This is a genomic window from Sphingomonas sp. (genome assembly GCF_964263785.1).
Taxonomy (GTDB): domain Bacteria; phylum Pseudomonadota; class Alphaproteobacteria; order Sphingomonadales; family Sphingomonadaceae; genus Sphingomonas.
The window spans coordinates 34806-60443 of record NZ_CAXVWL010000073.1; the positions used below are offsets into that span (position 1 = coordinate 34806).

At 68.6% G+C, this 25638-nt stretch carries 28 protein-coding genes; 15 read left to right on the forward strand and 13 right to left on the reverse strand.

Going from position 1 to position 25638, the window contains the following annotated elements; translation table 11 throughout:
- Positions 1-17 precede the first annotated feature (17 nt).
- Genes ACE5C1_RS09955 through ACE5C1_RS09980 form a run of 6 tightly spaced genes read left to right on the forward strand, consistent with a single transcriptional unit; the run spans position 18 to position 3788 of the window.
- Positions 18-908, forward strand: coding sequence for a F0F1 ATP synthase subunit gamma (locus tag ACE5C1_RS09955; protein ID WP_374943918.1), 891 nt, complete (start codon positions 18-20; stop codon positions 906-908).
- Positions 909-941: 33 nt separating this feature from the next.
- Positions 942-1172: a DUF4160 domain-containing protein gene (locus tag ACE5C1_RS09960; RefSeq protein ID WP_374943919.1), complete on the forward strand. Its 231-nt coding sequence runs from the start codon at positions 942-944 to the stop codon at positions 1170-1172.
- 41 nt (positions 1173-1213) lie between these two features.
- On the forward strand, positions 1214-1453 hold the full coding sequence (locus ACE5C1_RS09965) for a hypothetical protein (RefSeq protein WP_374943920.1): 240 nt from the start codon (positions 1214-1216) through the stop codon (positions 1451-1453).
- A gap of 27 nt (positions 1454-1480) precedes the next feature.
- Positions 1481-2962 carry a F0F1 ATP synthase subunit beta gene (gene atpD, locus ACE5C1_RS09970; protein ID WP_374943921.1) on the forward strand — a complete coding sequence of 494 codons (1482 nt, stop codon included), beginning with the start codon at positions 1481-1483 and terminating at the stop codon, positions 2960-2962.
- Complete coding sequence (locus tag ACE5C1_RS09975) at positions 2959-3537, forward strand: hypothetical protein (protein ID WP_374943922.1); 579 nt, start codon at positions 2959-2961, stop codon at positions 3535-3537. Before atpD ends, ACE5C1_RS09975 begins: the two co-directional genes overlap by 4 nt.
- Complete coding sequence (locus ACE5C1_RS09980; protein WP_374943923.1) at positions 3537-3788, forward strand: ATP synthase F1 subunit epsilon; 252 nt, start codon at positions 3537-3539, stop codon at positions 3786-3788. The genes ACE5C1_RS09975 and ACE5C1_RS09980 overlap by 1 nt, the downstream gene beginning before the upstream one ends.
- Here ACE5C1_RS09980 and ACE5C1_RS09985 read toward each other — a convergent pair whose 3' ends face one another.
- The 3 genes from ACE5C1_RS09985 to ACE5C1_RS09995 all read right to left on the reverse strand — a co-directional run bounded on the left by ACE5C1_RS09985 (position 3789) and on the right by ACE5C1_RS09995 (position 8994).
- Entirely contained in the window at positions 3789-5285 is a 1497-nt protein-coding gene (locus tag ACE5C1_RS09985) for a hypothetical protein (RefSeq protein ID WP_374943924.1), read from the reverse strand.
- Between the two features lie 86 nt (positions 5286-5371).
- A complete protein-coding gene (locus tag ACE5C1_RS09990) occupies positions 5372-7540 on the reverse strand; it encodes a primosomal protein N' (protein WP_374943925.1) in 2169 nt (722 codons plus the stop codon).
- A 44-nt stretch (positions 7541-7584) separates the two neighbouring features.
- Entirely contained in the window at positions 7585-8994 is a 1410-nt protein-coding gene (locus tag ACE5C1_RS09995) for a diguanylate cyclase domain-containing protein (RefSeq protein ID WP_374943926.1), read from the reverse strand.
- Between the two features lie 69 nt (positions 8995-9063).
- On the opposite strand from ACE5C1_RS09995, the gene ACE5C1_RS10000 reads away from it, so the two are divergent.
- Positions 9064-9948 (forward strand): tyrosine-type recombinase/integrase, encoded by an 885-nt coding sequence (locus tag ACE5C1_RS10000; protein ID WP_374943927.1) that lies wholly within the window; start codon positions 9064-9066, stop codon positions 9946-9948.
- On the opposite strand, the gene ACE5C1_RS10005 is transcribed toward ACE5C1_RS10000, so the two are convergent.
- The 5 genes from ACE5C1_RS10005 to rsmI form a co-directional block, all read right to left on the reverse strand.
- Positions 9945-10544 (reverse strand): DedA family protein, encoded by a 600-nt coding sequence (locus ACE5C1_RS10005; RefSeq protein WP_374943928.1) that lies wholly within the window; start codon positions 10542-10544, stop codon positions 9945-9947. The two genes, ACE5C1_RS10000 and ACE5C1_RS10005, sit on opposite strands and share 4 nt — an antisense overlap.
- A 7-nt stretch (positions 10545-10551) precedes the next feature.
- Complete coding sequence (gene gshB / locus ACE5C1_RS10010) at positions 10552-11508, reverse strand: glutathione synthase (RefSeq protein ID WP_374943929.1); 957 nt, start codon at positions 11506-11508, stop codon at positions 10552-10554.
- 277 nt (positions 11509-11785) lie between these two features.
- Complete coding sequence (locus ACE5C1_RS10015; RefSeq protein WP_374943930.1) at positions 11786-12124, reverse strand: YraN family protein; 339 nt, start codon at positions 12122-12124, stop codon at positions 11786-11788.
- Positions 12125-12138: 14 nt separating this feature from the next.
- On the reverse strand, positions 12139-12540 hold the full coding sequence (locus ACE5C1_RS10020; RefSeq protein WP_374943931.1) for a hypothetical protein: 402 nt from the start codon (positions 12538-12540) through the stop codon (positions 12139-12141).
- Positions 12537-13373 (reverse strand): 16S rRNA (cytidine(1402)-2'-O)-methyltransferase, encoded by an 837-nt coding sequence (rsmI, locus tag ACE5C1_RS10025; protein WP_374943932.1) that lies wholly within the window; start codon positions 13371-13373, stop codon positions 12537-12539. Before rsmI ends, ACE5C1_RS10020 begins: the two co-directional genes overlap by 4 nt.
- Positions 13374-13383: 10 nt before the next feature.
- Between rsmI and ACE5C1_RS10030 the strand changes: the two genes are divergently transcribed.
- Complete coding sequence (locus ACE5C1_RS10030; protein WP_374943933.1) at positions 13384-14601, forward strand: penicillin-binding protein activator; 1218 nt, start codon at positions 13384-13386, stop codon at positions 14599-14601.
- Positions 14602-14611: 10 nt separating this feature from the next.
- Here the strand turns inward: ACE5C1_RS10030 and hemW are convergent, their stop codons facing one another.
- Complete coding sequence (hemW, locus tag ACE5C1_RS10035; RefSeq protein WP_374943934.1) at positions 14612-15775, reverse strand: radical SAM family heme chaperone HemW; 1164 nt, start codon at positions 15773-15775, stop codon at positions 14612-14614.
- A 21-nt stretch (positions 15776-15796) separates the two neighbouring features.
- Between hemW and ACE5C1_RS10040 the strand changes: the two genes are divergently transcribed.
- On the forward strand, positions 15797-16351 hold the full coding sequence (locus ACE5C1_RS10040; protein WP_374943935.1) for a CAP domain-containing protein: 555 nt from the start codon (positions 15797-15799) through the stop codon (positions 16349-16351).
- 127 nt (positions 16352-16478) lie between these two features.
- Here the strand turns inward: ACE5C1_RS10040 and rdgB are convergent, their stop codons facing one another.
- The 3 genes from rdgB to ACE5C1_RS10055 all read right to left on the reverse strand — a co-directional run bounded on the left by rdgB (position 16479) and on the right by ACE5C1_RS10055 (position 19144).
- Positions 16479-17114, reverse strand: a complete 636-nt coding sequence (rdgB, locus tag ACE5C1_RS10045; RefSeq protein ID WP_374943936.1) for an RdgB/HAM1 family non-canonical purine NTP pyrophosphatase — start codon at positions 17112-17114, stop codon at positions 16479-16481.
- Positions 17111-17824, reverse strand: a complete 714-nt coding sequence (rph, locus tag ACE5C1_RS10050) for a ribonuclease PH (protein ID WP_374943937.1) — start codon at positions 17822-17824, stop codon at positions 17111-17113. Before rph ends, rdgB begins: the two co-directional genes overlap by 4 nt.
- A 96-nt stretch (positions 17825-17920) precedes the next feature.
- A complete protein-coding gene (locus tag ACE5C1_RS10055; RefSeq protein WP_374943938.1) occupies positions 17921-19144 on the reverse strand; it encodes an SGNH/GDSL hydrolase family protein in 1224 nt (407 codons plus the stop codon).
- A 451-nt stretch (positions 19145-19595) separates the two neighbouring features.
- On the opposite strand from ACE5C1_RS10055, the gene ACE5C1_RS10060 reads away from it, so the two are divergent.
- The 4 genes from ACE5C1_RS10060 (at position 19596) to ACE5C1_RS10075 (ending at position 22616) form a co-directional block, all read left to right on the forward strand.
- Positions 19596-20717, forward strand: coding sequence for an acyltransferase family protein (locus ACE5C1_RS10060; protein WP_374943939.1), 1122 nt, complete (start codon positions 19596-19598; stop codon positions 20715-20717).
- 76 nt (positions 20718-20793) lie between these two features.
- Entirely contained in the window at positions 20794-21834 is a 1041-nt protein-coding gene (hrcA, locus tag ACE5C1_RS10065) for a heat-inducible transcriptional repressor HrcA (RefSeq protein WP_374943940.1), read from the forward strand.
- 34 nt (positions 21835-21868) lie between these two features.
- Entirely contained in the window at positions 21869-22402 is a 534-nt protein-coding gene (gene grpE, locus ACE5C1_RS10070; protein WP_374943941.1) for a nucleotide exchange factor GrpE, read from the forward strand.
- A gap of 1 nt (position 22403) precedes the next feature.
- Positions 22404-22616 carry a hypothetical protein gene (locus tag ACE5C1_RS10075; protein ID WP_374943942.1) on the forward strand — a complete coding sequence of 71 codons (213 nt, stop codon included), beginning with the start codon at positions 22404-22406 and terminating at the stop codon, positions 22614-22616.
- Between the two features lie 192 nt (positions 22617-22808).
- Here the strand turns inward: ACE5C1_RS10075 and ACE5C1_RS10080 are convergent, their stop codons facing one another.
- Positions 22809-23078, reverse strand: coding sequence for a BrnT family toxin (locus ACE5C1_RS10080; RefSeq protein ID WP_374943943.1), 270 nt, complete (start codon positions 23076-23078; stop codon positions 22809-22811).
- A gap of 89 nt (positions 23079-23167) precedes the next feature.
- On the opposite strand from ACE5C1_RS10080, the gene ACE5C1_RS10085 reads away from it, so the two are divergent.
- Together ACE5C1_RS10085 and ACE5C1_RS10090 are read left to right on the forward strand one after the other, a co-directional pair.
- Positions 23168-24391, forward strand: coding sequence for a threonine synthase (locus ACE5C1_RS10085; protein WP_374943944.1), 1224 nt, complete (start codon positions 23168-23170; stop codon positions 24389-24391).
- On the forward strand, positions 24388-25362 hold the full coding sequence (locus ACE5C1_RS10090) for a rhodanese-related sulfurtransferase (RefSeq protein ID WP_374943945.1): 975 nt from the start codon (positions 24388-24390) through the stop codon (positions 25360-25362). The genes ACE5C1_RS10085 and ACE5C1_RS10090 overlap by 4 nt, the downstream gene beginning before the upstream one ends.
- Positions 25363-25638: the final 276 nt, after the last annotated feature.

Consider the following 25638-nt stretch of genomic DNA (forward strand, 5'->3'; position numbering starts at 1 on the left):
TCCGGTCGGATAGCAGCATGGCGAGCCTCAAGGCCCTCAAGATCCGCATCGGCTCGGTGAAGTCGACGCAGAAGATCACCAAGGCGATGAAGATGGTCGCCGCCGCCAAGCTGCGTCGCGCGCAGGAGGCGGCGGTCGCCGGTCGCCCCTATGCCGAGCGGCTGGAGCGGGTGATGGCGAGCTTGGCGGGCCGCATCGTCCCCGGCCCGGGCGTGTCGCCGCTGCTCGGCGGTACCGGCAAGGACCAGCTCCACCTGATTGTCGTCGCCACCAGCGAGCGCGGCCTCGCGGGCGCGTTCAACACCAACATCGTCCGCGCCGCCCGCCGCAAGGCCGAGGAACTGAGCGCGCAGGGCAAGACCGTCAAATTCTATCTCGCGGGCAAGAAGGGCCGCGTGCTGCGCCGCTTCTACCCCGATGCGATCCTCCACGACCACGAGATGGGCGCGATCAAGAAGCTCGCCTTCGAGGACGCGCGCACCGTCGCCGACGATCTGATCGCCCGCTATGCCGCGGGCGAGTTCGACGTTGCGCACCTGTTTTATGCCAAGTTTATCAGTGCCTTGGTCCAGGAGCCGACCGGCGCCCAGATCATTCCGGTGCCGCTCGGAAGTATAGGGTCGCAGGCCTCGTTGGCCTCACCTTCCGCCGCCGCGGTCGTCGACTACGAGCCCGGCGAGGAGGAAATCCTCGCCGACCTGCTCCCGCGCAACATCGCCATCCAGGTCTTCCGCGCCCTGCTGGAGAATGCGGCGTCCGAACAGGGCAGCCGCATGAACGCGATGGAAAACGCGACCAAGAACGCCGGCGACATGATCAACCGCCTCTCGATCCAGTACAACCGCACGCGGCAAGCCGCGATCACGACCGAGCTGGTCGAGATCATCTCGGGCGCGGAGGCACTGTGACACTTGCCGGTCCTCTCGATATTCTACGGTATCGTGATCACCGTATACTGGTCCGATCACCCGCCGCCGCACGTCCATGCACGCTACGCCGAGTACGAAGCGCAGATCGATATACAGGCAGTCGCGCTGATCGCGGGATCGCTTCCGCGGCGCGCACGAGCTATGGTGCTTGAATGGACGCGAGAGCATCAATCGGAACTGATGGCGGCATGGCAGGCGGCGAGCGTGGGCGAGCAGCCCGCGAGGATCGTTCCGCTGCGGTAATGCCACCGATCGTTTCACGCGCACCCTGGAGCGTTGTCGACATGCGGTTGCTGAGCGACCGTGCGATGCAGGTCCGATTTCGAGACACCGTCGAGGGTGTAGTCCGCTTTGAGCCTAGCTTCTTCCGTGGAGTATTCGCGCATCTTGTGGACCCAGAACTCTTTGCGGAGGCGCGGGTCGATATGGGTGCGGTGACTTGGCCGGGCGAACTCGATCTCGCTCCGGACCGTATGCATGAGGACATCGTCCGTGATGGCGAATGCGTCCTGGGCGCCAACTGATAAGCAAGATTGAACTGAGGAACGAACATGGCAACCGCCGCTGAAGACATCCGCCCGACCCAGACGACGGGCCAGAGCAACACCACCGGCACGATCAGCCAAGTGATCGGCGCGGTCGTCGACGTGCATTTTCCGGACAATCTGCCCGCGATCTTGTCGGCGCTGGAGACCGACAACAACGGCAACCGGCTGGTGCTCGAGGTCGCGCAGCATCTCGGCGAGAACACCGTGCGGACGATCGCGATGGACGCCACCGAAGGCCTGACCCGCGGCCAGACCGTCCGCGACACCGGCTCGCAGATCAGCGTGCCTGTCGGCCCCGCCACGCTCGGCCGCATCCTTAACGTCATCGGCGAGCCGATCGATGAGCGCGGCCCCGTCGGCACCGACATGCGCCACCCGATCCACGCTAAGGCCCCCGACTTCGTCGACCAGTCGACCGAGAGCGCGATTCTGGTAACGGGCATCAAGGTCATCGACCTGCTCGCGCCCTATGCGCGCGGTGGTAAGATCGGGCTGTTCGGCGGCGCGGGCGTCGGCAAGACCGTGCTGATCCAGGAACTGATCAACAACATCGCCAAGGGCCACGGCGGCGTCAGCGTGTTCGCTGGCGTCGGCGAGCGCACCCGCGAGGGTAACGACCTGTACCACGAGTTCCTCGACGCAGGCGTTATCGCCAAGGATGCCGACGGCAATCCGACGCCAGATGGATCGAAGGTCGCGCTGGTGTTCGGCCAGATGAACGAGCCGCCGGGGGCGCGCGCCCGCGTCGCGCTGTCCGGCCTGACCATCGCCGAATATTTCCGCGACGTCGAAGGGCAGGACGTGCTGTTCTTCGTCGACAACATCTTCCGTTTCACCCAGGCGGGCGCCGAAGTGTCGGCGCTGCTCGGCCGCATCCCTAGCGCCGTGGGCTACCAGCCGACGCTGTCGACCGACATGGGCGCGCTGCAGGAGCGGATTACCTCGACCAACAAGGGCTCGATCACCTCGGTGCAGGCGATCTACGTCCCCGCGGACGATCTGACCGACCCGGCACCGGCGACTTCGTTCGCGCATCTGGACGCGACCACGACGCTCAACCGCGCGATCTCCGAACTCGGCATCTATCCCGCGGTCGATCCGCTCGATTCGACCAGCCGTGTGCTCGAACCGCGCACCGTCGGCCAGGAGCATTACGACACCGCCCGCGCGGTGCAGGCGACGCTCCAGCGCTACAAGTCGCTGCAGGACATCATCGCCATCCTCGGGATGGACGAGCTGAGCGAAGAGGACAAGCTGACCGTCCAGCGCGCGCGGAAAATCCAGCGCTTCCTCAGCCAACCGTTCCACGTCGCGGAGGTCTTCACCGGCATTCCCGGCAAGTTCGTCCAGATCGAGGACACGATCCGCTCGTTCAAGGCGGTCGTCGATGGCGAATACGACCATTTGCCCGAGAGCGCCTTCTACATGGTCGGCGGCATCGACGAGGCGGTCGCCAAGGCCGAGAAGATGGCGCACGAGGCGTGATGTCTCTTGCCGGAGCGCTGTTTGCCCTGGCCGTTCAGGCCCCGGCGACGACTCCGGCGCAGGACGTCGCTGATGTCTCGACCCGGGTTTGCTACGGATTGGCGTCGGGCACGCTGAACCTGCCGCCCGTGCGCGTGGATACTTTGGCGGCCCGGGCTACTGCTTTGCAGGCGCTGGAAATGCAACCGGGCACGCCCAAGGACACGTTCGAGGCTCTTGGGTCGGGCGGTCTGGAGATGATCTACGGCGGCGACCTCGCCTCGCGCGACAATGGCGGAGCGAGGACGGTGGCCGTGATGCAAGGTGGCGCTTGCCGCGCCCTACTGCTCGCCGATGAGGATGCCGAATGGGCCGACCGCGTTCGTGAGGCGCTGGTCGCCGCAGGCTGGCGGGCCGGTCCGTCGGCGACTCGGGGATCCGCTGTTGCGGAACGGCGCATGTTCCTGCGGCGCGACGCGAGGGGCCTGCCGTATCTCTTGAACCTTCAAACCTTGAAGATCGCGTCCGGCCGGTTGCAGCTGTTCACCAGCGTCGTGGCCATTCCGCCCAATGTTCAACTTCCCGAAGGCTTCTGATGCTCCATTTCGAACTCGTCACTCCCGAGAAGCTGCTCCGTTCGGAGGAGGTCCACATGGTCACCGTTCCCGGCACGGACGGCGACTTCGGCGTGCTGGAGGGTCACGCCCCCGTCATGTCGACGATCCGCGATGGCGAGCTCCAGGTCTATCGTGCCGCGAATGCCGTCCCTGAGCTGATCGCGATCCGCGGCGGTTTTGCCGAGGTCGACGGCAAGGGACTGACGGTGCTGGCCGAGCACGCGGACTGATTATCGTTGGCAGGCGGTGACGGTCAGCGCCTGCTCGCCGAACTCTCGGCACGTCCAGCTTGCGTCCTGCTGAGCGACCCGCGGGATCGTGCGATCCGCCCGGTCGCGGTCGTTGGCGATCCAGAGGATAGCAGTGCGCGGGTCGGCTCCGGCGGCCGCACGGGCCCGCACGCTCGTATCCTGCCCCGGCAGCCGGTGCACTACCGTCACCGCGACCGGCTGACCGCGGCGGCGGAAGCTGAAGCCCGCGATATCGGCAACGTTGCGGTCACCCGATCGATCGCCCATCTCGTCGGTCCACAGGAAGACCAGCCGCTGCGGCTTGCGCTCCATTAGCCAGGCTGAGGCGCGTTCGAAGCTGAACAGGTGGCGGGCATCGACCGCGCCGCTGGTGCTGGAGGTGTAGAGCAACGTCACCATGGGCGCGGCCAGCACCGCGAAGACGGCAAAGACCGGGCGGCCATCCGCATGCACGCTCCATCTCGCCCACAGGGCCACGCCGAACAGAAGCGACGGCATGATCGGCATGAGGTAGCGTGGCGCGAAGCCGAGGTGCATCGTTGCGAGCACCAGAACGCCGGTAACCGCCGCAAGCCCGGTCGAGGCGAGCGCCAGATCCGCTGTCGACCCCAGGCGAATGCCTTGTTGGCGAAAACGGGGAACGAACGCGGTCGCCAGCATGACGCCGATCAGGATCACGCCCACGGCCTGCAGCCCAAAGATCATCCCCGGCGCGCTCAGCAACTGGGACGGCGTGATGCTCGGCGAAGCGCTGCCCGGGCCCATGGTCATGCCCAGCATGAACGACACATGGTACCCCATCCAGACGCCCACGGGAACGAACGGGACGAGCGCCGGCCAGGTCGCCACGGCGGCACGCCGATGCAGCAGGAGATAGGCCAGGCCCTGACACGCGCCGATCGGAATCGCGCTGTAATGCGTGAGGATCAGGAACGCTGTGACCGATGTCCAAGCCAGCGCCGCCACGGTGGTCGGTCGGTCGATCAGGCGGGTAAACGCAATCGCCTGAACCGACGCGAGGAAGAACAGCTGCGCATAGGGCCGGGCGTCGTTTGCGAAGAGCAGCGACGGCAGCCAGAGCAGCGCAAGGCTCGCCCAGAACAGACGCACCCGGCGATCCTTATGGCCGCGCAGCGCGATCAGCAGCGGTGCGCCGATCGACAGCAGAAGGCTGGGCATACGCAACGCAAGGTCGCTGGCGCCAAAACACTTGGCCCACAGCCACATAGATCCATAAAAACCGGGTCCGGTCATTTCGGTCAGGCACCAGCGTACCAGACCTGCAATGGTCGGCTGGGTCGCAATCGTCGCGGTGAAGGTCTCGTCGAACCACAAGGGCATGGTCCGCCCGAACTGCACGCGTGCCGCAATCCCCAGCACCAGCGCAACCCCGAACAGTGCGGTCGGCCAGGGGATGGTCAAGCGCGACGTGATCCTGAGGCTTGATGGATCGGTGGCGATCGCGTGTGCGGTCACGGTCTGGCTCCCTTGGCAAGGCAGGCTGCGTAGCAAGGCGTGGTTAACCAACCGCTACTGCGCTGCACCGGAGAGGGCGGAAGCCGCTACAGGAAGTTGTAAGGATCGATATCCACCGTCACTCGCACCTTGGGCGGCCATTGCAGCGCGCCCAGCCAGTCGCGGATAACGTCCTGCACATCGAGCGCGCGGCGGGCATGGACGAGCAAGCGATAGCGATGCCGCCCGCGCAGCATCGCCAGCGGGGCGGGGGCGGGGCCGTAGACCGCCATGCCGTCGACGCGGGGCGCGGCACGGCCGATGGCCACTGCGGTCTCGTGCGCCGTTGCCCGATCTTCCGACGACACGATGATCGCGGCATAGCGCCCGAACGGCGGCGCGCCGGCATCGCGCCGGGCTTCGGTTTCGGCTTCGTAGAAGGCGTCGGCGTCGCCGGTGATCAGCGCCTGCATCACCTGCGCCTTGGGGCTGTGGGTCTGAATGAAGACGTGCCCTGGCTTGCTTCCCCGCCCGGCGCGGCCCGACACTTGCCGGATCTGCTGGAAGGTCCGCTCTGCCGCCCGCAAGTCGCCGCCCTCCAACCCCAGGTCGGCATCGACGACCCCGACCAGCGTCAGGTTGGGGAAGTGATACCCTTTAGTCACCAACTGGGTGCCGACGACGATGTCGATGTCGCCCGCTTCCATCCGCCCGACGAACTCCGCCGCCTTGGCCGGGCTCCAGATCGTGTCGGAGGTGACGACCGCGGTCGTCGCGGCCGGGAACAGCGCCGCGACCTCGTCGGCGATTCGCTCAACCCCGGGCCCGCAGGCGACCAGCGTGTCCTCGCCCTGGCATTCGGGGCAGACGCGGGGCACCGGCTCGATGTGGCCGCAATGGTGGCAGGCGAGGCGGCGGGTGAGGCGGTGCTCGACCATCCACGCCGTGCAGTTCGGGCATTGGAAGCGATGCCCGCACGTCCGGCACAAGGTCAGCGGCGCATAGCCGCGGCGGTTGAGGAACAGCAGCGACTGCTCCCCCTTCGCGAGCGTCGCCTCCATCGCCGCGACCAGCCTGGGGCTCAACCAGCGCCCCCGCTCGGGCGGCTCATGGATCAGGTCGATCGCCTCGATCGCCGGCATCTCCGCCGCACCGTACCTTCCCGGTAGCTTAAGCTCGGCATACCGCCCGAGCTCGACCTGCTGGCGAGTCTCGATCGCAGGAGTGGCCGAGGCGAGGATCACCGGACAACCCTCGAACTTGCCCCGCATTACCGCGACATCGCGGGCGTGATAATGGACGCCGTCCTCCTGCTTGAAGCTGGTCTCGTGCGCCTCGTCGACGACGATCAGCCCCAGGTTCGCATAGGGCAGGAACAACGCCGAGCGCGCGCCGACCGTGACCAGCGCCTCACCGGTTGCGATCGCCCGCCATGCGCGGCGGCGCTGGGTGGAGCGCAGCCCCGAATGCCACGCGACCGGCTCACAACCGAAGCGGTCGTGGAAGCGCTTGAGGAACGGCTCGGTCAGCGCGATCTCGGGGAGCAGCACTAGCGTCTGGCGGCCATTGCGGATCGCCTGCGCGACGGCTTCGAAATACACCTCTGTCTTGCCCGATCCGGTGACTCCGTTGAGCAACGTCGGCTCGAACCGGCGCGCGGCGACCGCTTCGACCAGCGTACCGGCGGCGGCCTGCTGGTCGGGGGACAGATCGGGCGCGCCGTGGGCGGGATCGGGCAGCGGGAAGGGGCTGTCGATGTCGACCTCGACGGGCTCGATCGCGCCCGCCTTGCACAGCCCGCGGATCACCGCGTCGGATACGCCCGCAACGGCCGCCAGCTCACGGATCAATCCCTGTCGCTCGCCGATCCGCTCCAGTGCCTGTGCGCGCTGCGGCGTCAGCCGCTCGGGTACCACGCCGGTGGCGCGATATTCGGTGGCGGTCCGTGCGCCTTCCAGCGCCGAGGTCGACGCCACCGCCATCCGCACCACCGACGCGGGCGACGCGAGGTAATAGGCCGCGGTCCATTCGACCAGCCGTCGCAGCGCCGCCCCCAATGGCGGCGCATCCGCCACCCCCAGCAACGGGCGCAGGCGGTTGTCGCCGACCTCCGCATCCGAGGGCATCCGCTCGGGCTCCCACACCACGCCGAGCAATTGCCTGGGCCCCAGCGGCGCGACCACGATCGACCCGGGCTCCACCGTCATCCCGTGCGGCACGCGGTAATCGAGCGGGCCGAGCGCGGCGTTGAGAACGAGAACACGGGCACGCGACATCGCTCGTGCATATGGGGCGTCGGGGCGCCTGCGTGAACCCGGTACTACGCCGCGCGCCGTTCGCCGATGCGGCGCCGTTTCGCAGCGTACAGGCTTTCGTCCGCGGCATGGATGAAGTCGCGCAGCGATGCGAAGCGGGCCGGCTCGAACATGGCCAGGCCGATGCTGGCGCCGGTCTCCATCGTCCGGTCGTCCGCCATCGTGGTGATCCGCAACTCGTTTTCCAGCCGAGCGACCAGCGCGGCGGCGTCGTCCAGCAACGCCGGATCGTCGACGATCACCGCGAACTCATCGCCGCCCAGCCGCGCCGAGCAGCAATCCTTCAGCCACGGCGCATGCAGCCGTCGCGCGATCGTCTTCAGGACCTCGTCGCCGGCGGGGTGGCCGAAGGTATCGTTGACGCACTTGAAATCGTCGAGATCGATCAGCACCAGCGCCAGCGGTGCAGCATGCGCCCGCGCCGCGGCGACGGCGGTCTCCAGCGTCCGGTTGAACACCGTCCGATTGGGCATGTGGGTCAACGGATCGCTGTCGGCGCTGCGGCGCAAGGCCTGCACGAGCGCGTATTCCTCGCTGACATCCTGAAACACGCCGATCACCGCGGCCGGGTAGCCGTCGGTCCATTCGATCTCGCCCATGGAGCGGACCCGGCGTTCCACACCCTTGGCGGACAGGAAATCGACCTCGAAGTCGAACGACTGCCCAGTTTCTATGGTGTGCGCGAGCGAGCGGCTGACCACCGCGCGCGCCTGTGGTGGATAGAATTCGCACGCGCTCGCCAGGGTGGGGTCTTGGCCGACGTCCAGATCGTGGATGCGGAACACGCCGTCGGACCATTCCACCCGCTCGTCTGCAAGGTTCAGCCGCCACCAGCCGATCCGCGCCATCCGTTCGGCCTGGCGGAAGATGCGCTGCTGGCGTTCCAGCGCGACCGCATGACCCACCGCCTCGCGCGCCGCGCCGCGCGACACCATCAGCGATTCGGCCAAAACGGCGAGATCGTCCAGCGCCTGCCGTTCGGCTGCGTTCAGCGTTCGCGGATGGGGATGAAGGACGCACAATGCGCCCACTGGCTGACGAACCCCGTCCCGATCCGTCACGCGCAGCGGCAGGCCGGCGTAGAAGCGGGTGCCCGCTTCGATCAGCCAGTGATCGCAGAAGCGCGGGTCGGCGACGAGGTCGTCGACGACCAGCGGCGCGTTCCTGCCGATCGTGGTGTCGCACATCGACTCGAGGCGCGGCACCACGGTCGGAACGCCGCCGGTCTGCGCCTTTACCCACATGCGGTCGCGATCGATCAGCGAGAGAAACGCACTCGCGCTGCCCGTCGCGGCCGCCGCCAGCCGCGTGATCGCGTCGAACTCCTCCTCGGGCGCGGTGTCGAGCAGGTCGAGCGCATGCAGCGCGGTCAGCCGCCGGGTCTCGGCCAGCTCGAAGGGCGAAGCAATGTCCATAAGCCGATGCGCTAGCCCGAACAGATTAAGGTTTGTTTGTCCGTAACCGCGCTTGTACCCCGAACCACGATGATCGACCTTCCCCTTCGTTTCGCCGCGCATCTGGCGCACGAGCGCAGGCGGTCGCCGCATACCGTGCGCGCCTATACCGCGACCGCGGAACGATTGACGGCATTCCTGGCCGACCATTGGGCCGGCCCCGCCGATCGCGCGGCGCTGGCGAAGGCGACATCCGCGGACCTGCGTGCGTATCTGGCACGGCGGCGAAGCGACGGGCTGACCAACGCATCGGCGGCGCGCGAGCTGTCGGCGGTGCGCGCGTTCCTGGGCTGGGCGAACGGCGCAGGCGCGACGCCCCGGATCGGCGGGCCAAAGGTCAAGCGCGGGGTGCCGCGGCCGATCTCGCCCGACGAGGTGCTGGCGCTGGCCGGCGACGTTGCGGAGGACGCGGCAGAACCGTGGATCGCCTCGCGCGATTGGGCGCTGCTGCTGCTGCTCTACGGTGCTGGCTTGCGCATTTCCGAGGCGCTGGCGCTGACCGGTGCCGCATTGCCGCTAGGCGAGACGATCGCGGTGACGGGGAAACGCGCCAAGACCCGGGTCGTGCCGCTGCTAGCGCGAGTGCGCGAGGCGATCGAGGCCTATGCGGAGGCTTCGCCGTGGCCGGTCGCGCGCGATGCGCCGCTGTTCCGCGGGGCTCGAGGCGGTCCGCTTTCGCCTGCGGTGATCCGGCGTTCGGTGCGGGGGGCGCGACGGCGGCTCGGGCTCGGCGAGCGGACGACCCCGCATGCGCTGCGCCACAGCTTCGCGACCCATCTGCTCGGGCGCGGGGCGGATCTGCGCCAGCTTCAGGAGCTGCTCGGCCATGCGAGTCTCGGCTCGACCCAGGTCTATACCCAGGTCGACGCCGCGCACCTGATGGACGTTTATCGCAACGCGCATCCACGGGCCTAAGCATTGGGCTTCCACGTTGCGACCCGCCACAGATAGGCCACGACGATCACGACGACGATCGCCACCGACACCGGCCCGATATAGCGGTCGAGTTCGCGAAACCGCGTGCCGAGTACCATGCCCGCGCCAGCGAGGACGCTGTTCCAGATCGCGCTGCCCGCCGCGGTCCACACCAGGAATTTCCATCGCGGCATCCAGGTCATGCCCGCAGGCAGCGAGATGATCGTCCGGAACGCGGGCATGAAGCGGAAGACGAACACGACCCACTGCCCGTGCTTGACAAAAAAATCGTGCAGCCGTTCGACGTCGGACCACGTCATCGTCAGCCAGCGCCCCTGGCGCTCGACGAAGGGACGCAGGCGCTCGTAACCGATGCGGCGGCCGATCGAATACCAGACGTAATTGCCCGCCACCGATCCGGCAGTCGCGACGAGCACCAGCGGCACGAAGGCAAAATGCCCTTGCGCCACGGCGATGCCGCCGAGGCCCATGATCACCTCGGACGGGATCGGCGGCGCGATGTTTTCCAGCGCCACTAGCAGGAAAATGCCGAGATAGCCGCCCCAGGCGATCAGGTTGACGATGAACTGGGTCATGCCGGCGTCAACGCCGCGCCGCGGCTTTCGCCTCGATCGCGTCCCAGATCATCCCCGCAACGTCGGTGCCGTCGAACCGCTCGATCGCGACGATGCCGGTCGGCGAAGTGACGTTGATCTCGGTCAGCCACCTGCCGCCGATCACGTCGATACCGACGAACAGGAGCCCGCGGCGTTTGAGCTCGGGGCCGAGCGCGGCGCAGATTTCACGCTCCGTTTCGGTCAACTCGGTCTTCTCTGCCGACCCGCCGACGGCCAGGTTGCTGCGGATTTCGCCTTCGCCGGGCAAGCGGTTGATCGCGCCCGCGACTTCGCCATCGACCAGGACGATGCGCTTGTCACCCTTCGCCACGTCGGGCAGGAACGCCTGGATCATGTGCGGTTCGCGCCAGGTCTGGTTGAACACCTCGATCAGCGCGGACAGGTTGGCGCCGTCCGATTCGACCTTGAAGATCGCCTTGCCGCCGTTGCCGTGGAGCGGCTTGACGACGATTGCACCATGTTCTGCCAGGAAGCGCCGCGCCTCGTCGAGGCTGCGGGTGACCAGGGTCGGCGGCATGAAGCGGGCGTAGTCGAGGACGAAGACCTTCTCGGGCGCGTTGCGGACGCTGGCCGGGTCGTTGACGACCAGCGTCCGGTCGGCGATCCGCTCCAGCAGGTGGGTGGCGGTGATGTAGCCCAGGTCGAACGGTGGGTCCTGCCGCATCAGCACGACATCTGCCTCGTCGCCCAGATCGAGACGGACGGGATCGTCGAAGCGGAAATGGTCGCCCTCGATCCGCTGGACGGTGACCGGGTGCGCCTGTGCCCACAGGTGGCCATCGGACCAGTTGAGGTCCTCGGCAGTGTAATGAAACAGCCGGTGCCCGCGGGCCTGCGCCGACAGCATCAGCGCGAAACTGGAATCCCCCGCGATGGCGATGCCGGCGAGCGGGTCCATCTGGACGGCGACGGTCAGGGTCATGCAGAGTCCTTCATCCGGGAGCGGCGCAGATAGGGTGTGCGCGGGAGCTTGTCATGACGCGGGTGTGCCGAGTCGCGGGGGGCGTGGCCTGGCGAAGGCAGCGTCAGTTTCGCCAACGTGACGCACATGTCGCGCCCGTTCGGTAATTGCGTTGCGCCTGGCTGAAACTTTGTTGCGCAGGCGCAATGCACTTCGAAGCGCGACGGGAAGGTGGCATATGGCCTCATCCTGCCCGGTTAGCGGCGCGCAGCCGTGTAGGACAGCCTGCGCCACGACACTAACCGATCCACGCGTTCTCGATATGCCGCGGACGCGTTCCGGGCGCGAGCAGAATGACGTCGACGCGAATGTCGTCGCCGGGGCGGGCGTAGCGCTCCATCAGCACCTCCGCCGCGGCGGCGACGCGGGCAAGGCGGCGTTCGTCGATGGCGTAATCGAGTTCGGCGGCTGTCGCGCGCGCCTTTACCTCGACGAACGCGATCAGGTTGCCGCGGCGCGCGACGATGTCGACCTCACCGGCCTTGGTTCGGACGCGCCGGTCGAGGATCGTCCAGCCCTTGAGTCGCAGCCACCACCCCGCCAGCCGCTCGCCGCGGCGGCCAGCCGCTTCGGCCATGCGGCGCTTATCTGTCACTGGATATCGCCGGGTCGACAACGCAGCATGCGGTCGCGGCTGCCATCCAGAAAGATGCGGACCGCTTCGTGCGGACCGAGTCGGATCAGGCGGCTACGACCCGCTTTACCGATCTCTGCCGCGAGCTCGGGTTCCCCAGACTCCGGATCGATACTGGTGATCGTTTCCGTCAACGTACCGTTACGGAGCCGCCATCGCCCTTCTCCTTCGAAGAAAGCGGTCCTGCCATCGGCTTTGTACTCGAACAAGGTCCCGCTGTTGCAAGCGACACGGTCGAGATCGCTGCTGTCGGCGCTATGGAGCCAGACGCCTGTCAGCCACGCCGCTGTCGGTGCGGTCGGCTCCATGTCGAATTGCTCGATGCTGGCGACCTGAAGTAGCAATGCAATCGCAATCATTGTTTCATCTCCAGCGCCCGCGCGTACAGCGTCTTGCGGTCGAGCCCGAGCGCCTTGGCGACTTCGCCCGCCGCCTTCGACGCGGGTAGGCGAGTCAGCGCTTCGGCGAGCGCGGCGTCGCCGTCGGCTTCGCTGGCGGGCTCCGCTTCGCCCGGTGGCGCGACGATGACGACGATCTCGCCCCGCGGCGGCGGCGCATCGGCGTAGCGGGCGGCGAGCGTCGACAGCGTGCCCGTCACCGCTTCCTCGAAGCGCTTGGTGATCTCGCGCGTCACCGCCGCTTCGCGCTCGCCGAGCCCTGCGGCGAGCGCGGCCAGGCAGGCGCCGAGCCGCGGCCCCGATTCGTAGAGCACCAGCGTGGCACGTATGCCCGCGACCTCGGCGATCGCGTCGGCGCGGGCCTTTTCCTTGGGCGGCAGGAAGCCGAGATAGAGGAAGCGGTCGGTCGGCAGCCCGGCGAGCGTCAGCGCCGCCACCGCCGCGCACGGGCCCGGGATCGTCACCACCGTATGCCCCGCCGCACGCGCATCGCGGACCAGTTTGTAGCCGGGGTCGGAGATCAGCGGCGTGCCCGCGTCGGACACCAGCGCGACCGATTCGGTGGCCATCCGCGCGACCAAGCCCGGACGCACGCCTTCCGCATTATGGTCGTGGTACGGGGTCATCGGGCGCTTGACGCCGATGTGGCGGAGCAAGCCGGCGGTGACGCGGCTGTCCTCGACCGCGATCACGTCGGCGCGCGCGAGGACATCGGCGGCGCGCGGGCTGAGATCGCCGAGATTGCCGATGGGGGTCGCGACGATGTAGAGACCGGGATCGAGTGGGGCGTTCATCGGAGAGACCATGGCAGACGCGACGAAGCACACGCAATTGTTTCGCGTCGCCCGCCGTTTCGGGCGGGGGCTGACGCCGACGTTCGTAGCCGCGGCGGCAGGGCTGCTCGCCGCCTGCTCGACGGTGGTGCCGCGTGCGCCGGTCGCGGCGCCGCCGCCGCGTGCCGCCGCTGCATCGCCGATCGACGACGAGGTGCAGGCAGGCATTCCGCGCGACGTCCAGCGCAACCGAGTCGCGCTGCTCGTGCCGCTTTCGGGCGGCAATGCGGGCGTCGGGCAGTCGATTGCCAACGCGACGATGCTGGCGCTGCTCGATACCCAGAACCAATCGGTGCGGGTGACCAACTACGACACCGCCGCCGGAGCCGCGGTGGCCGCGCGCCGCGCGATCGCCGATGGCGCGCAGCTAATCTTGGGGCCGCTGCTCGCCGACGACGTCCGCGCGGTCGCGCCGGTCGCGCGGGCGGCGCGGGTGCCGGTGCTCAGTTTCTCCAACGATGCGGGCGTCGCGGGCGGGGGGACGTATCTGATGGGCTATGCGCCCGTGCAGTCGATCGGGCGGGTGGTGAGCTATGCCAGCGGGCGCGGGGTCACCAGCTTCGCCGGGCTCGTGCCCAACGGGCTGTACGGGCAGCGCGCGTCGACCGCCTTCCTGCGCGCGGTGGAGAGCACCGGCGGGCAGGTCGTCTCGCTCCAGACCTTCGCACGCACGCCCGCGGGGGTCACCGCCGCCACCGCGCGGCTGGCGGGGCAGGGTGCGTACGGCGCGGTGCTGATCGCCGACGGCGGCGCGACCGCGGCGCAGGCGGCGGCGCAGGTGAAGCGCGGCGCCAATTCGGGCACGCATATCCTGGGCACCGAATTGTGGAATTCGGAAAGCGGCATCGCCGCGCGGCCGCCGCTGTCGGGCGCGTGGTACGCCAGCGTCTCCGACACGCTGTACCGTCAGTTCGCAAACAAATACCGCACGCGCTTCGGCGCGACACCGTACCGGCTGTCGAGTCTGGGCTATGACGCGGTGCTGCTGACGGTCAGGATCGCGCGCGACTGGCGGGTGGGTTCGCCCTTTCCCGAGGCGCGGCTGCGCGATGCGGATGGGTTTTCGGGAATCGACGGCGCCTTTCGCTTCGGCCGTGACGGCATCGCGGAACGTGCGCTGGAGGTGAAGGAAATCCGCGGCGGCACGACCGCAGTGGTATCGCCCGCGCCGGCCGGGTTCGGGCGCTAAACTCCTCCCTCTACGGGGCAGGATTTTCAACCACTGCATCCCGCACCACCAGCGGCAGGATCGCGTCGAGCAGCAGCGCCCCCGCTTCGGTGACGCGCAGCCAGGAGCCTTCGCGCGCGACCAAGCCCTGACCCTCCAGCCGCGTCACCGCCGCATCGTCGATCGGCGCGACCCCGCCCGCGAGCGCCGCGATCCGCGTCAGGTCCACCCCCTCGCGCAGTCGCAAGCCCATCACCAGCGCCTCGGTCGCGCGCTGGTAGGCGTCGAGCGCGTCCTCGACCTCGATGCCGTGGCGGTTGCGGGCTACCGCGGCGAGCCAGTTCTCGGGCTTCCGGCGCCGCTGGGTTGCCAGGCCGCCGCGCCGGCCGTGCGCGCCCGGGCCGACGCCCGCGTAATCGCCGTAGCGCCAATAGGTCAGGTTGTGGCGGCTCTCCGCTCCGGCGCGCGCGTGGTTCGAAGTTTCGTACGCGGGCAGCCCCGCCGTCGCGGCCATCGCACGGGTCGCCTCGAACAGGTCCGCCGCGGCATCGCCATCGGGGATGGTCAGGCGCCCGGCCGCCGCTTCGGTTGCGAAGCGGGTGCCGGGCTCAATGGTTAGTTGGTAGAGCGACAGATGCTCGGTTCCCCGCGCCAGCGCGAGGGCCAGTTCCGCTTGCCACGCCGCCAGCGTCTGTCCTGGCAAGGCATAGATCAGGTCGAAGCTGACCCGCGGGAACACGGCTTGCGCGACGTCGAGCGCGGCCTGCCCCTCGGCCACGTCGTGCGCGCGCGCCAGGAAGCGCAGCGCGGCATTGTCGAGCGATTGCAGCCCCAGCGACACCCGGTTGACCCCCGCCGCGGCCAGATCGGCAAAGCGTGCGGCCTCGACCGAGGACGGGTTCGCCTCCAGCGTGATCTCGACATCGTCCGCGAAGCCCCAGTGCCGCTCGGCCGCGTCGAGCACCGCCGCCACCGTCGCGGGCGGCATCAGCGACGGCGTGCCGCCGCCGAAGAACACCGAACCGAGCCGCCGCCCGGGCAGTTCGCGCGCTTCGTGCGCCAGGTCGGCGAGCAATGCGTCCTTCCACGCGGCTTGGTCGACGCTCGCGCGGACGTGGCTGTTGAAGTCGCAATAGGGGCAGCGCGAGACGCAGAACGGCCAGTGGACGTAGAGGGCGAGGTTGTCGAGAGCCATGGTGCCGCCGATATGGCGCGCATGACGGCCAAACGCTACCTGCTCGCCCTGCTCCTGCTCGCCGGGTGCGCCGGCGGTGGCCCCGAACGCGTCGTCGAGCGCCGCACCGCCACTGCACCCGCCGACCGCGGCGTTGCGCTCCTGCGCGGTGCCATGATGGACGGCCATGCCCGCGAGCGGACCGCCGTGGAGGTGCCGCCGGTCGCGTGGGACGATACGCTCGCCGCCGATGCACTCGGCTATGCGCAGGCGATGGCGCGCTCGGGCCGCTTCCAACATGCCGAACAGCCGCAGGGGCAGGGGCGCGAGGGCGAGAACCTGTGGACCGGCACGCGCGGCGCGTATCGGTATGACGAGAGGTTCGGGCATTGGGCGGCGGAGCGGCGCGACTTCGTCGATGCGCCGACGCCGGGGTTCAGCCGCACCGGGCGCTGGCAGGATGTCGCGCACTACACGCAGATCGTGTGGCGCGGCTCGACGCGGGTCGGTTGCGCGATGGCGAGCAACGCGACCGACGATTACCTGGTGTGCCGGTACTCGCCGCCGGGCAATGTGGTGGGCGAGCGGGCGTTCTGAACCCCTCTCCCGTAGGGAGAGGGGCAAGGCGCGCCAGCGCCGAGGGGTGAGGGCGAACGCCGCATCGGTCGCCCTCACCCTTCCGCGCCTTTGGCGCTCCCTCCCTCTCCCGGAGGGAGAGGGATTATCAGAACACCGCTGCCACAAGCTGCCGGAACGCGTCCGCGCGGTGGCTGATCGCGTGCTTTTCCGCCGGATCGAGCTCGGCATAGGTGCGCTCGCCGCCGAGCGGCACGAACACCGGATCGTAGCCGAATCCGACGCTGCCGCGCGGCGGCCAGGTCAGCGTGCCCTCGGCGCGGCCTTCGAACCATTCGACGTGGCCGTCGGGCCAGGCGAGCGCCAGCACGCAGACGAAATGCGCATCGCGTCCCGCTTCAGGGCCCTTGGCCACCAGCGCGTCCTCGACCTTGCGCATCGCCAAGGTCCAGTCGCGCCCGTTCGGCGTCTCCGCCCAGTCCGCGGTATAGACACCGGGATCGCCGCCCAGCGCATCGACGCACAGCCCGCTGTCGTCGGCCAGCGCGGGATAGCCCGACAGGTCCGCGGCGGTGCGCGCCTTCAGCTCGGCGTTGGCGAAGAAGGTGGTCCCCGTCTCGACCGGCTCGGGCAGGTCGAGGTCGGCGGCCGATATCGGCTCGACGCCGTAGGGGCCGAGCAGCGCGGTCAGCTCACGCACCTTGCCTTTGTTGTGGCTCGCGATCACCAGCTTGCCGGGTTGGAGCTTGCGGATGGCTTGGGGGACGTCGCCCTCTGCACTCATTTCACTGCGTCCGCTTGCGCGCGAAAGATGTCCGCGCAGCCCATCCGTGCCAGTCGCAACAGGCGGAGCAGCGCCTCCTCGTCGTAGGTCGCGCCCTCGGCGGTCGCCTGCGCCTCGGCGATGTTGCCGTTCTGGAGCAGGACGAAATTGGCGTCCGCGTCGGCGCTCGAATCCACGTCGTAAACGAGGTCGAGGACCGGCGTGCCCTTGTAGATGCCGCAGCTGACCGCTGCCACCTGCTGCGCGATCGGGTCGACCGAGAGCTTGCCCGCCTTCATCAGCCCGTCGACCGCCATCCGCAAAGCGACCCACGCGCCCGAGATCGAGGCCGTGCGGGTGCCGCCATCGGCCTGGATCACGTCGCAATCGAGGACGATCTGGCGCTCGCCGAGCAGCTTCATGTCGGTCACCGCCCGCAGCGACCGCCCGATCAGCCGCTGTATCTCTTGCGTCCGCCCCGATTGCTTGCCCTTGGCCGCTTCGCGATTGCTGCGGGTGTGGGTGGCGCGGGGGAGCATGCCGTATTCGGCGGTCACCCAGCCTTCGCCCTTGCCGCGCAGGAACGGCGGCACGCGTTCCTCGATACTGGCGGTGACCAGCACCTTTGTGTCGCCGAAGCCGATCAGCACCGATCCTTCGGCGTGCTTGGTGAATCGCGGTTCGATGGTGACGCTGCGCATCTGGTCGGGGGCGCGGCCGCTGGGGCGCATAGGGCTGTCCTGTGTTGATCGGTTCGGCGGTCCGCCTAGCGTTCCATGCCGGGCCACGCCAGCCCGGATGGTGCCGATCCGAACCGACCCACCGCGCTAGGCCGCGAGCGGCAGCCACCCCGGCGACGGTTCGAGCGGGAGCGTGTCGACGCTGTTGTCGCGTACCGTGGTGTCGTAACCGCTTTCCACGAACAGCGCGTGCGACACCCGAACCGCAGCGCCTTCGCTGGAGCCATGCGTCAGCCGGATCGTCGTCGGCGAGGTTCGGACCGCGCTGATGATCGGACAGACTTTCGTGGGCGTCGTCACGAAAAAGCCCGTGATGTCGGACGATGGTGTGAAATCGGAGCCGCCGACGTGGCGGATCGTCACATCGGTTTGCGTCGTGCTTGCAGGATTGGCGGAGAGCGGTTGCGGTCCGCGGCGTTGCGCGGAGCCTTGCAGCCAGGCGACGACCTGCGCGGCGAAGCGGCCGCCGGACAGGATTTGCGACCGCTCGGTCTGATGGATCGCGTCGATGGTCGGCAGGTCGTAGGTCGAGAAGGCGTAGCGGACACCGGCATCGCTCTTCGCCACCGCCAGCTCGACCTGACGCTGGATCGCCAGTTGTGCGTGCTGGGCATCGTCGCCGCCGGGCGCGCCCTGGGTCGCCCCGAGAAATACCGTGAGATCGGGCAAGCCGGTCTCGGCGCGCAGCCCGGCGATCAGCGTGCGCAGCAGCGCCTGCTGCGTATCGAGGCCGACGACGATCCTGGCCGCGGCATCGTTCCAGCCGACCTGGATCAGCACCGCGTCCGCGCCGCCCGCCGCGACGATCTTGCGCGCCAGGTCGCTGCGGACCGCTGCCCCGGGTGCTGCCCATTGCGCCAGCGTGCTGCCGCCCACGCCACCGCGGATGAACCGGACGGTTCGACCGGTGGTCGCCGCGATCGTGCGGCCCGCGGCCTTGCCGAAGGCGCCGAGCAGCAGCGGGGCGAACCCGATGCCGTCGCTGGATGCGAGCACCGCGCCATCGGCGACCGGGCCATCGTAACGGGTCAGATATCGTTCGGGGCTGCTCGAACCGGCAAAGGCGATCGTCACCGCGGTAGGCGAGATCGTCTTCGCCGGAACCGCAGCGGACGGCGCCGGTGGGGGCACCGGCGCCGAGGCCGGCGGGGGGACCGGAGTCGGCGTGGCGGTGGGAACCGGCATCGGCGCCGGGACGACGCCGATCGGCGCCTCGCCGGCGCCAGCACCACCGCCGCATCCTTCCAGGAACAGCGGCATGCCGAGCGCGCAGATGGCACCCGACGTGAAACGGCGGCGACTGAGTCGCATCGTGTTGATTCCCCCTGATTCCCCGATGCGGCTGTAACGCGCGCGCCTCAAGAGAAAAGCCAGCGTTCCTGACGGGAAACGCCGGAATTGGCACAGGCGCCTGGCGTCCGGGGGACAATGCCCTCGGCGCGGTGAAGCAAGCCGTACGCTGGCTGCGCCCGAGATGAACGAGGAAGCTCGGTTCGCACGGCGCAGACCGGCGGGCAGCGGTCGCGGTTGCGCAGTGCGCGGCCGACAAGCCGTGACGATGCTGCGGAATTAACCTTTTGACAGGAGTAAATCTGCAATCGTCGTTGAAGGACAACGATCTTGTCTCATTTCGAGACGGTCGGTAAGGGCGCCGCTTTGTATCATTGCGTAGGACGGAGTGGGGCGTGGGGGTTGTGATGGCGGGGCGTCGCCTTGAGGGGGTCGACGCCTGGCGGGCGGTTCTGCTTGCGTTGGGCATGCCTTGCATGCGGCGACCGATCCGGCCGGCTGGTATCAGTGGGTCGGGGTGGCGACGCACAAGTTCCGGATGGAGGCCTTTTTCGCGATCTCCGGGCTGCTGGCGACGTTCTCGCTGGCCAAGCAGGGTGGGCCGCGTTGGCTGGCGAAGCGATCGGTGACACTCGGCGTTCCCGCGGTGGTTGCGCTGGTCTTGCTGAACGTGCCGACGAGCGTGCTGATGGGTTGGGCCGCCGATCAGCGCAGCGGCCGGCCGCTGGCGGTGCCCGTGGTTCACCTGCCGATCCTGCACCTGTGGTTCCTGCCGGTGCTGATGGGCTGCAGCGTGATCGCTGCGGCGCTCTGGGCCAATCCCGGGCCTTTACGGCGCTTCGAGGCAGCGGTGGCCAATATGCTCCAGGGACGATCGAGCGCAGTCCAGCCTGGCATGCTGATCGTCGCGCTCTGCGCGCTGTCACTGGCATGCGCGTACCTCGAACAGGTCTTTATCGACGTGGATGCGGCTAGCGCCTACACGAGCCGGGCAGGTGCAGCGCTGATGCATGCCTTTGCGGAAACCGGCGCGCGGCTGCCCTATTACCTCGTCTTCTATCTGCTGGGATGGCAGATCGGCCGACAGCCCAGGTTTGCCGAGCGATGCCTCGGGCACCAGAATCTGCTGCTCGGCCTCGTACTGGCCGGGGTGGCGGCGATCGGTGCGATGTACGTGCTGCGCGGCGCGCAAGTGTTCCCGTATGCGGAGGAGAATGTGCTGGGCGGCGGGCGCGTGTTCGGCTGGGTCAGCAAGGCACTGATTGCAGTGCCCGCCACGCTCCTCGTTCTCGGACATGCCGTGCGCATCCGGCGGGTGTCGCCGGCGATTATCCGGTTCTCGCAGGCATCCTACACGATGTTCATCACCCACTTCTTCTTCATCGCGCTGGTCTGGGCGTTGCTCGGCAACGTCGGGTGGGGAACGACCGCGCACTATGTCGCGACCGTCGCGATCACGCTCGCGGCCGGCTACGCGCTCCACGTTCGGCTGGTGGAGCGATCCGCGATCCTGGCCTATCTACTGAATGGCCAGGGGCGGTTGCGAGACCTGGTCCCGAGTGTGTCGTGGAGCGGCGTGCGACTCTATCGTTGAAGCGCAGCACGCGGGGGCTCTGGATGCGATGCCGCACGACCTTCCCCTAGACGCGCCGCCAGCCTAGACTACGGCGATGGGCCCGCCCGTCTCCGAGCTGACCGACCGCGCGCGCGACGTGTTCCGCGTGGTCGTCGACAGCTATCTGGCGAACGGCACGCCGGTGGGGTCGAAGACGATCGCGGTGGCTTCGGGGCTGAACCTGTCGCCCGCATCGATCCGCAACGTCATGCAGGAACTGGAAGAGCGCGGGTTGCTCGCGAGCCCGCATACCAGCGCGGGGCGGCTGCCGACCGAGCGCGGCCTCAGGCTGTTCGTCGACGGGATGATGCAGGCGCTTGAACCCTCCGCCGACGAGCGCGCGGCGATCGAATCGCGTGCGGGGCGGGGCGGGCCGGTGGAGGAGGCGCTCGCCGCGACGACCTCGGCCTTGTCGGGGCTGTCGGCCTGCGCGGGGCTGGTGCTGGTGCCCAAGCGCGAGCTGACGCTGCGCTCGATCGCCTTTGTGCCCTTGTCGGAGACGCAGGCGCTGGCGGTGCTCGTCGCCGAGGATGGATCGGTCGAGAATCGCGTGATCGCGCTGTCGCCGGGCACGTCGCCGGGGGCACTGATCGAGGCGGGCAATTACATGTCGGCGACGCTCGGCGGGCTGACGCTGGGCGAGGCGCGGAGCCGGATCGAGCGCGAGATGGCCGATGGACGCGCCGCGGTCGACGGCGTCGCGCGCGCGCTGGTAGAGCGTGGCATTGCCATCTGGAGCGAGGACGGCGCGCGCCGCCCGGTGCTGATCGTCCGCGGCCAAGGCCGCCTGGTCGACGCCGCGGCGGCGGCCGACCTGGAGCGCGTCCGCGACCTGCTCGACGACCTGGAGGGCAAGCAGGAGGTCGCGACCCTGCTCGATTCGGCGCGCGCGGGCGATGCGACCCGCATCTTCATCGGTGCGGAGAACAAATTGTTCGCGCTCAGCGGATCGTCGGTGATCGCACGGCCGTTCCGCGGGCTCGATGGGCAAGTGATCGGCGTCGTCGGCGTCATCGGCCCGACGCGGTTGAACTATGCGCGCGTCGTGCCAATGGTGGATTTCACGGCGGCGACGCTTGCCCGATTGATGGGTTGAACCCATCTGAGGCGCTGCATTTACAGGGACCGACATGGCAGACACCGAACAGACCGAACTCCGCGAAGAGACCGCCGCCGAAGCACCCGAAGTGGCCGAGCACGATCGCACCACGAAGCTCGAGGCCGAGCTGGCGGAGGCGAAGCAGCAGACGCTCTACGCCCAGGCCGAGGTGCAGAACATCCGCCGCCGCGCCGAGAAGGATGCGCAGGACGCCCGCGCCTATGCCGCGACGGCGTTCGCGCGCGACGTGCTGTCGGTCGCCGACAACCTGTCGCGCGGCCTCGCTGCGATCCCGGCGGACCTGCGCGCGGACGAAAAGATGAAGGGCCTCGTCACCGGGCTGGAGGCGACCGGCCGCGAGCTCGACAGCGTCTTCGCGCGCCACGGCATCACCAAGATCGCGGCGATGGGCGAGGCGCTCGACCCCAACAAGCACCAGGCGATGCTGGAGGTGCCGAGCGACCAGCCATCGGGCATGATCGTCCAGGAAATGCAGTCGGGCTACATGATCAAGGACCGGCTGCTGCGCCCGGCGCTGGTGGGGGTGGCGAAGCAAGGAGACTGACATGCCGACGCCGGATCATGCGCCACGCCGATCTTCGCAGGAACGCCTGCGAATTGCGCAGGAGCGAGCCTTTGCGCGGATCGTCGTCGAGCGGGTGCGGCACCTTCGCAAGCGGTTTGACGGCGAGGCGGGCGAGAGCGTGCCGGTGGAACCGAACCGGCCGAACGATCTGACCGGCGGCGCAGCGGCCGCTCTGGAGTTCGACGACGATTAGGGCGTCGCCGGACAGCGCACTGTCCGGCGGTTGGGGACTGCGCCGCAAGTCGGCTACGGACGCGGTGCGATCGCGGCTCCATGCTTGACGGGCGCGCGTTGCGGGCTGCGGCGTCGCGCTCGACGCTCCGCCAATGCCTGTTCCACCGCTTCCACCGTGACATCCCGATCCTCGGGATCATCGGCATCGGCCTTAAGCGCGATTGTAGATCCGTCGCTCGCCATCATTGCTTCTCCTGACCGATATGAACCGTATACGGGGGCCGCGATGAACGTGGATCGCGGTCCATAGCTTTCCATTCACCAGCCCTACCGCCTTGAAGCGAAATTCCTCGTCCTTCATCCGGGTCGTCGGAATGATCACATGATCCGGATCGGCAATGACTTGGTCGCCGAAGGTTAGCGGGACACCGTGTTTAGCGATATTCACGACATTCTTGTCGGGATCGAACTCGCTCGGCATACGCTATTATATCGCGTAATAGCGGTTCAATCCACGCGTCTTTCAACCCGTAACAGCGTACAAACGACGAACAAGGCGAATGGATGCGCATGAACCCCAACATCACCACCGACCGCCCGACCTTCGTCACCCATCTCGAATGCTCGATGACCGGCGAGCGCTACGAGGCGGACCAGCTGCATGGCCTGTCGCGGTTCGGCAGGCCGCTGCTCGTCCGCTACGACCTGCCCGCTGCCGCTGCTGCGCTGCCCAAAACCACGCTGGAGGCGCGTGCGACCGACCTGTGGCGCTGGCGCGAACTGCTGCCGGTGCGGCATACCGAAAACATCGTCAGCCTGGGCGAGATCGAGACGCCGCTGGTGCCGATCCCGGCGTCGGGCGGTCCCAACGTGCTGGTCAAGGACGAAGGGCGCCTGCCGACCGGCAGCTTCAAGGCGCGCGGGCTCGTGATGGCGGTGGCGATGGCCAAGGAGCTCGGCGTCACCAAGATCGCGATGCCGACCAACGGCAACGCGGGCGCAGCGCTTGCCGCCTACGCGACACGCGTGGGCATCGAGACGATCGTCTTCTGCCCCGCCGACACGCCCGAGGTTAACGTTCGCGAGATCGCGGTGCAGGGCGCGCGGGTGTGGCGGGTCAACGGCCTGATCGACGATTGCGGCGCGATCGTCGGCAAGGGTGCGGCCGAGGGACGCTGGTTCGACTTCTCGACGCTCAAGGAGCCGTACCGGATCGAGGGCAAGAAGACGATGGGGCTGGAGCTCGCCGCGCAGTTCGGCTGGCAACTGCCCGATGCGATCTTCTATCCGACCGGCGGCGGCACCGGTCTGATCGGCATGTGGAAGGCGTTCGCCGAGCTGGAGGCGATGGGCTGGATCGGGCCTGAACGCCCGCGGATGTACGCGGTGCAGGCGAGCGGGTGCGCGCCGATCGTCCGCGCCTTCGAGGAGGGTAAGGAGCATGCCGAGCGCTGGGAGGACGCGCACACCGTTGCGGCGGGCATCCGCGTGCCGAAGGCGGTCGGCGATTTCCTGATCCTGCGCGCGGTGCGCGAGAGCGGGGGCAAGGCGCTCGGCGTGGGCGATCCTGCGATCCTGAAGGCGGTGGACGATTGCGCGCGCAAGGACGGGCTGCTGCTGTGTCCCGAAGGCGGCGCGACGCTGGCGGCGTATAGGGAGGCGCTGCGCTCCGGCGAGGTCGACGAGGACGAGCGCGTCGTGCTGTTCAACTGCGCGACGGGCCTCAAATACCCGATGCCGGAGGCGCCGAGGACGCTGGACCGCACGCAGCCGATCGACTTCGACCGCCTGTGATCGCTGTCGCCGCGTTGTACCGATTCACCCGGTTCGACGATCCGCATACCATTCGGGGGCGGGTCGCCGCGCGGTGCGAGGCGCTCGGCATCCGCGGCACCATGCTGCTGGCGAGCGAAGGGATCAACGGCACGATCGCTGGCGCACCGCACGCGATCGACGCCGTTCTGGCGGACCTGCGCGCGCTGCCCGGCTGCGCGGACCTCGACGTCAAGCGCTCGACTGCCGCGCGCATGCCGTTTCACCGGCTCAAGGTCCGGGTGAAGCGCGAGATCGTGACGATGGGTCAGGCCGTCGATCCGGCAAACGCGGGAAGCTACGTCGCGCCAGCGGAGTGGAACGCGCTCGTCGCCGATCCGGACACGGTCGTGATCGACACACGCAACGCTTACGAGGTCGCGGTCGGCACGTTTCCCGGTGCGATCGACCCGGGCACCGCGGGCTTCGCCGACTTCCCTGCCTGGTTTCGCGCACACCGCGAGGAGCTGGTGGGCAAGCGCGTGGCCATGTTCTGTACCGGAGGTATCCGCTGCGAGAAGGCAACCGCCTTGCTCAAGCGCGAAGGCGTGGACGAGGTCCACCACCTTAAGGGCGGCATTCTGCGCTATCTGGAGGAGGTGCCCGTGGCGGAGAGCCTGTGGACGGGGGAGTGCTTCGTCTTCGACGAGCGGGTGGCGGTGGGGCAGGGGCTTTCGCCCGGCACGCACGTGCTGTGCCGGGCGTGCCGGATGCCGGTGTCGCCCGAAGATTGCGAGTCGCAGGACTATGTCGAGGGCGTGGCCTGTCCGCACTGTCGCGACGCCCGGAACGAGGCGCAGCGGGCGGGGTATGCGGAACGGCACCGGCAGCAGGCGCTCGCGGAGCAGCGCGACGAGAAACACGTGGGCGCGCGATCCGCTCATCCCCATCCGTCACCCCAGACTTGTTCCGGGGCCCAGCGATCGGCGGGCGAGCCGACTGGAGGCGCATAGGGCATTACTCGCGGCACCCTGGACGCCGGAACAAGTCCGGGGTGACGAATTTACAGGTCAGGTGCTACTCAGCTCGGGGGCGGCCCCCCGCCCCGGGGCGCCCCCGCGGCGGCGGCGGCCGCGCCCGCGCCCCCCCCCCCCGCCCCGCCGGGGGGGGGGGCGCGGGGGCGCGCGCGGCCCCCCCCCGGGCGCCGGGGCGGGGGGGCCGCCCCCCGAGCTTAGTAGCACCTGACCTGTAAATTTGTCACCCCGGACTTGTTCCGGCGTCCAGGGTGC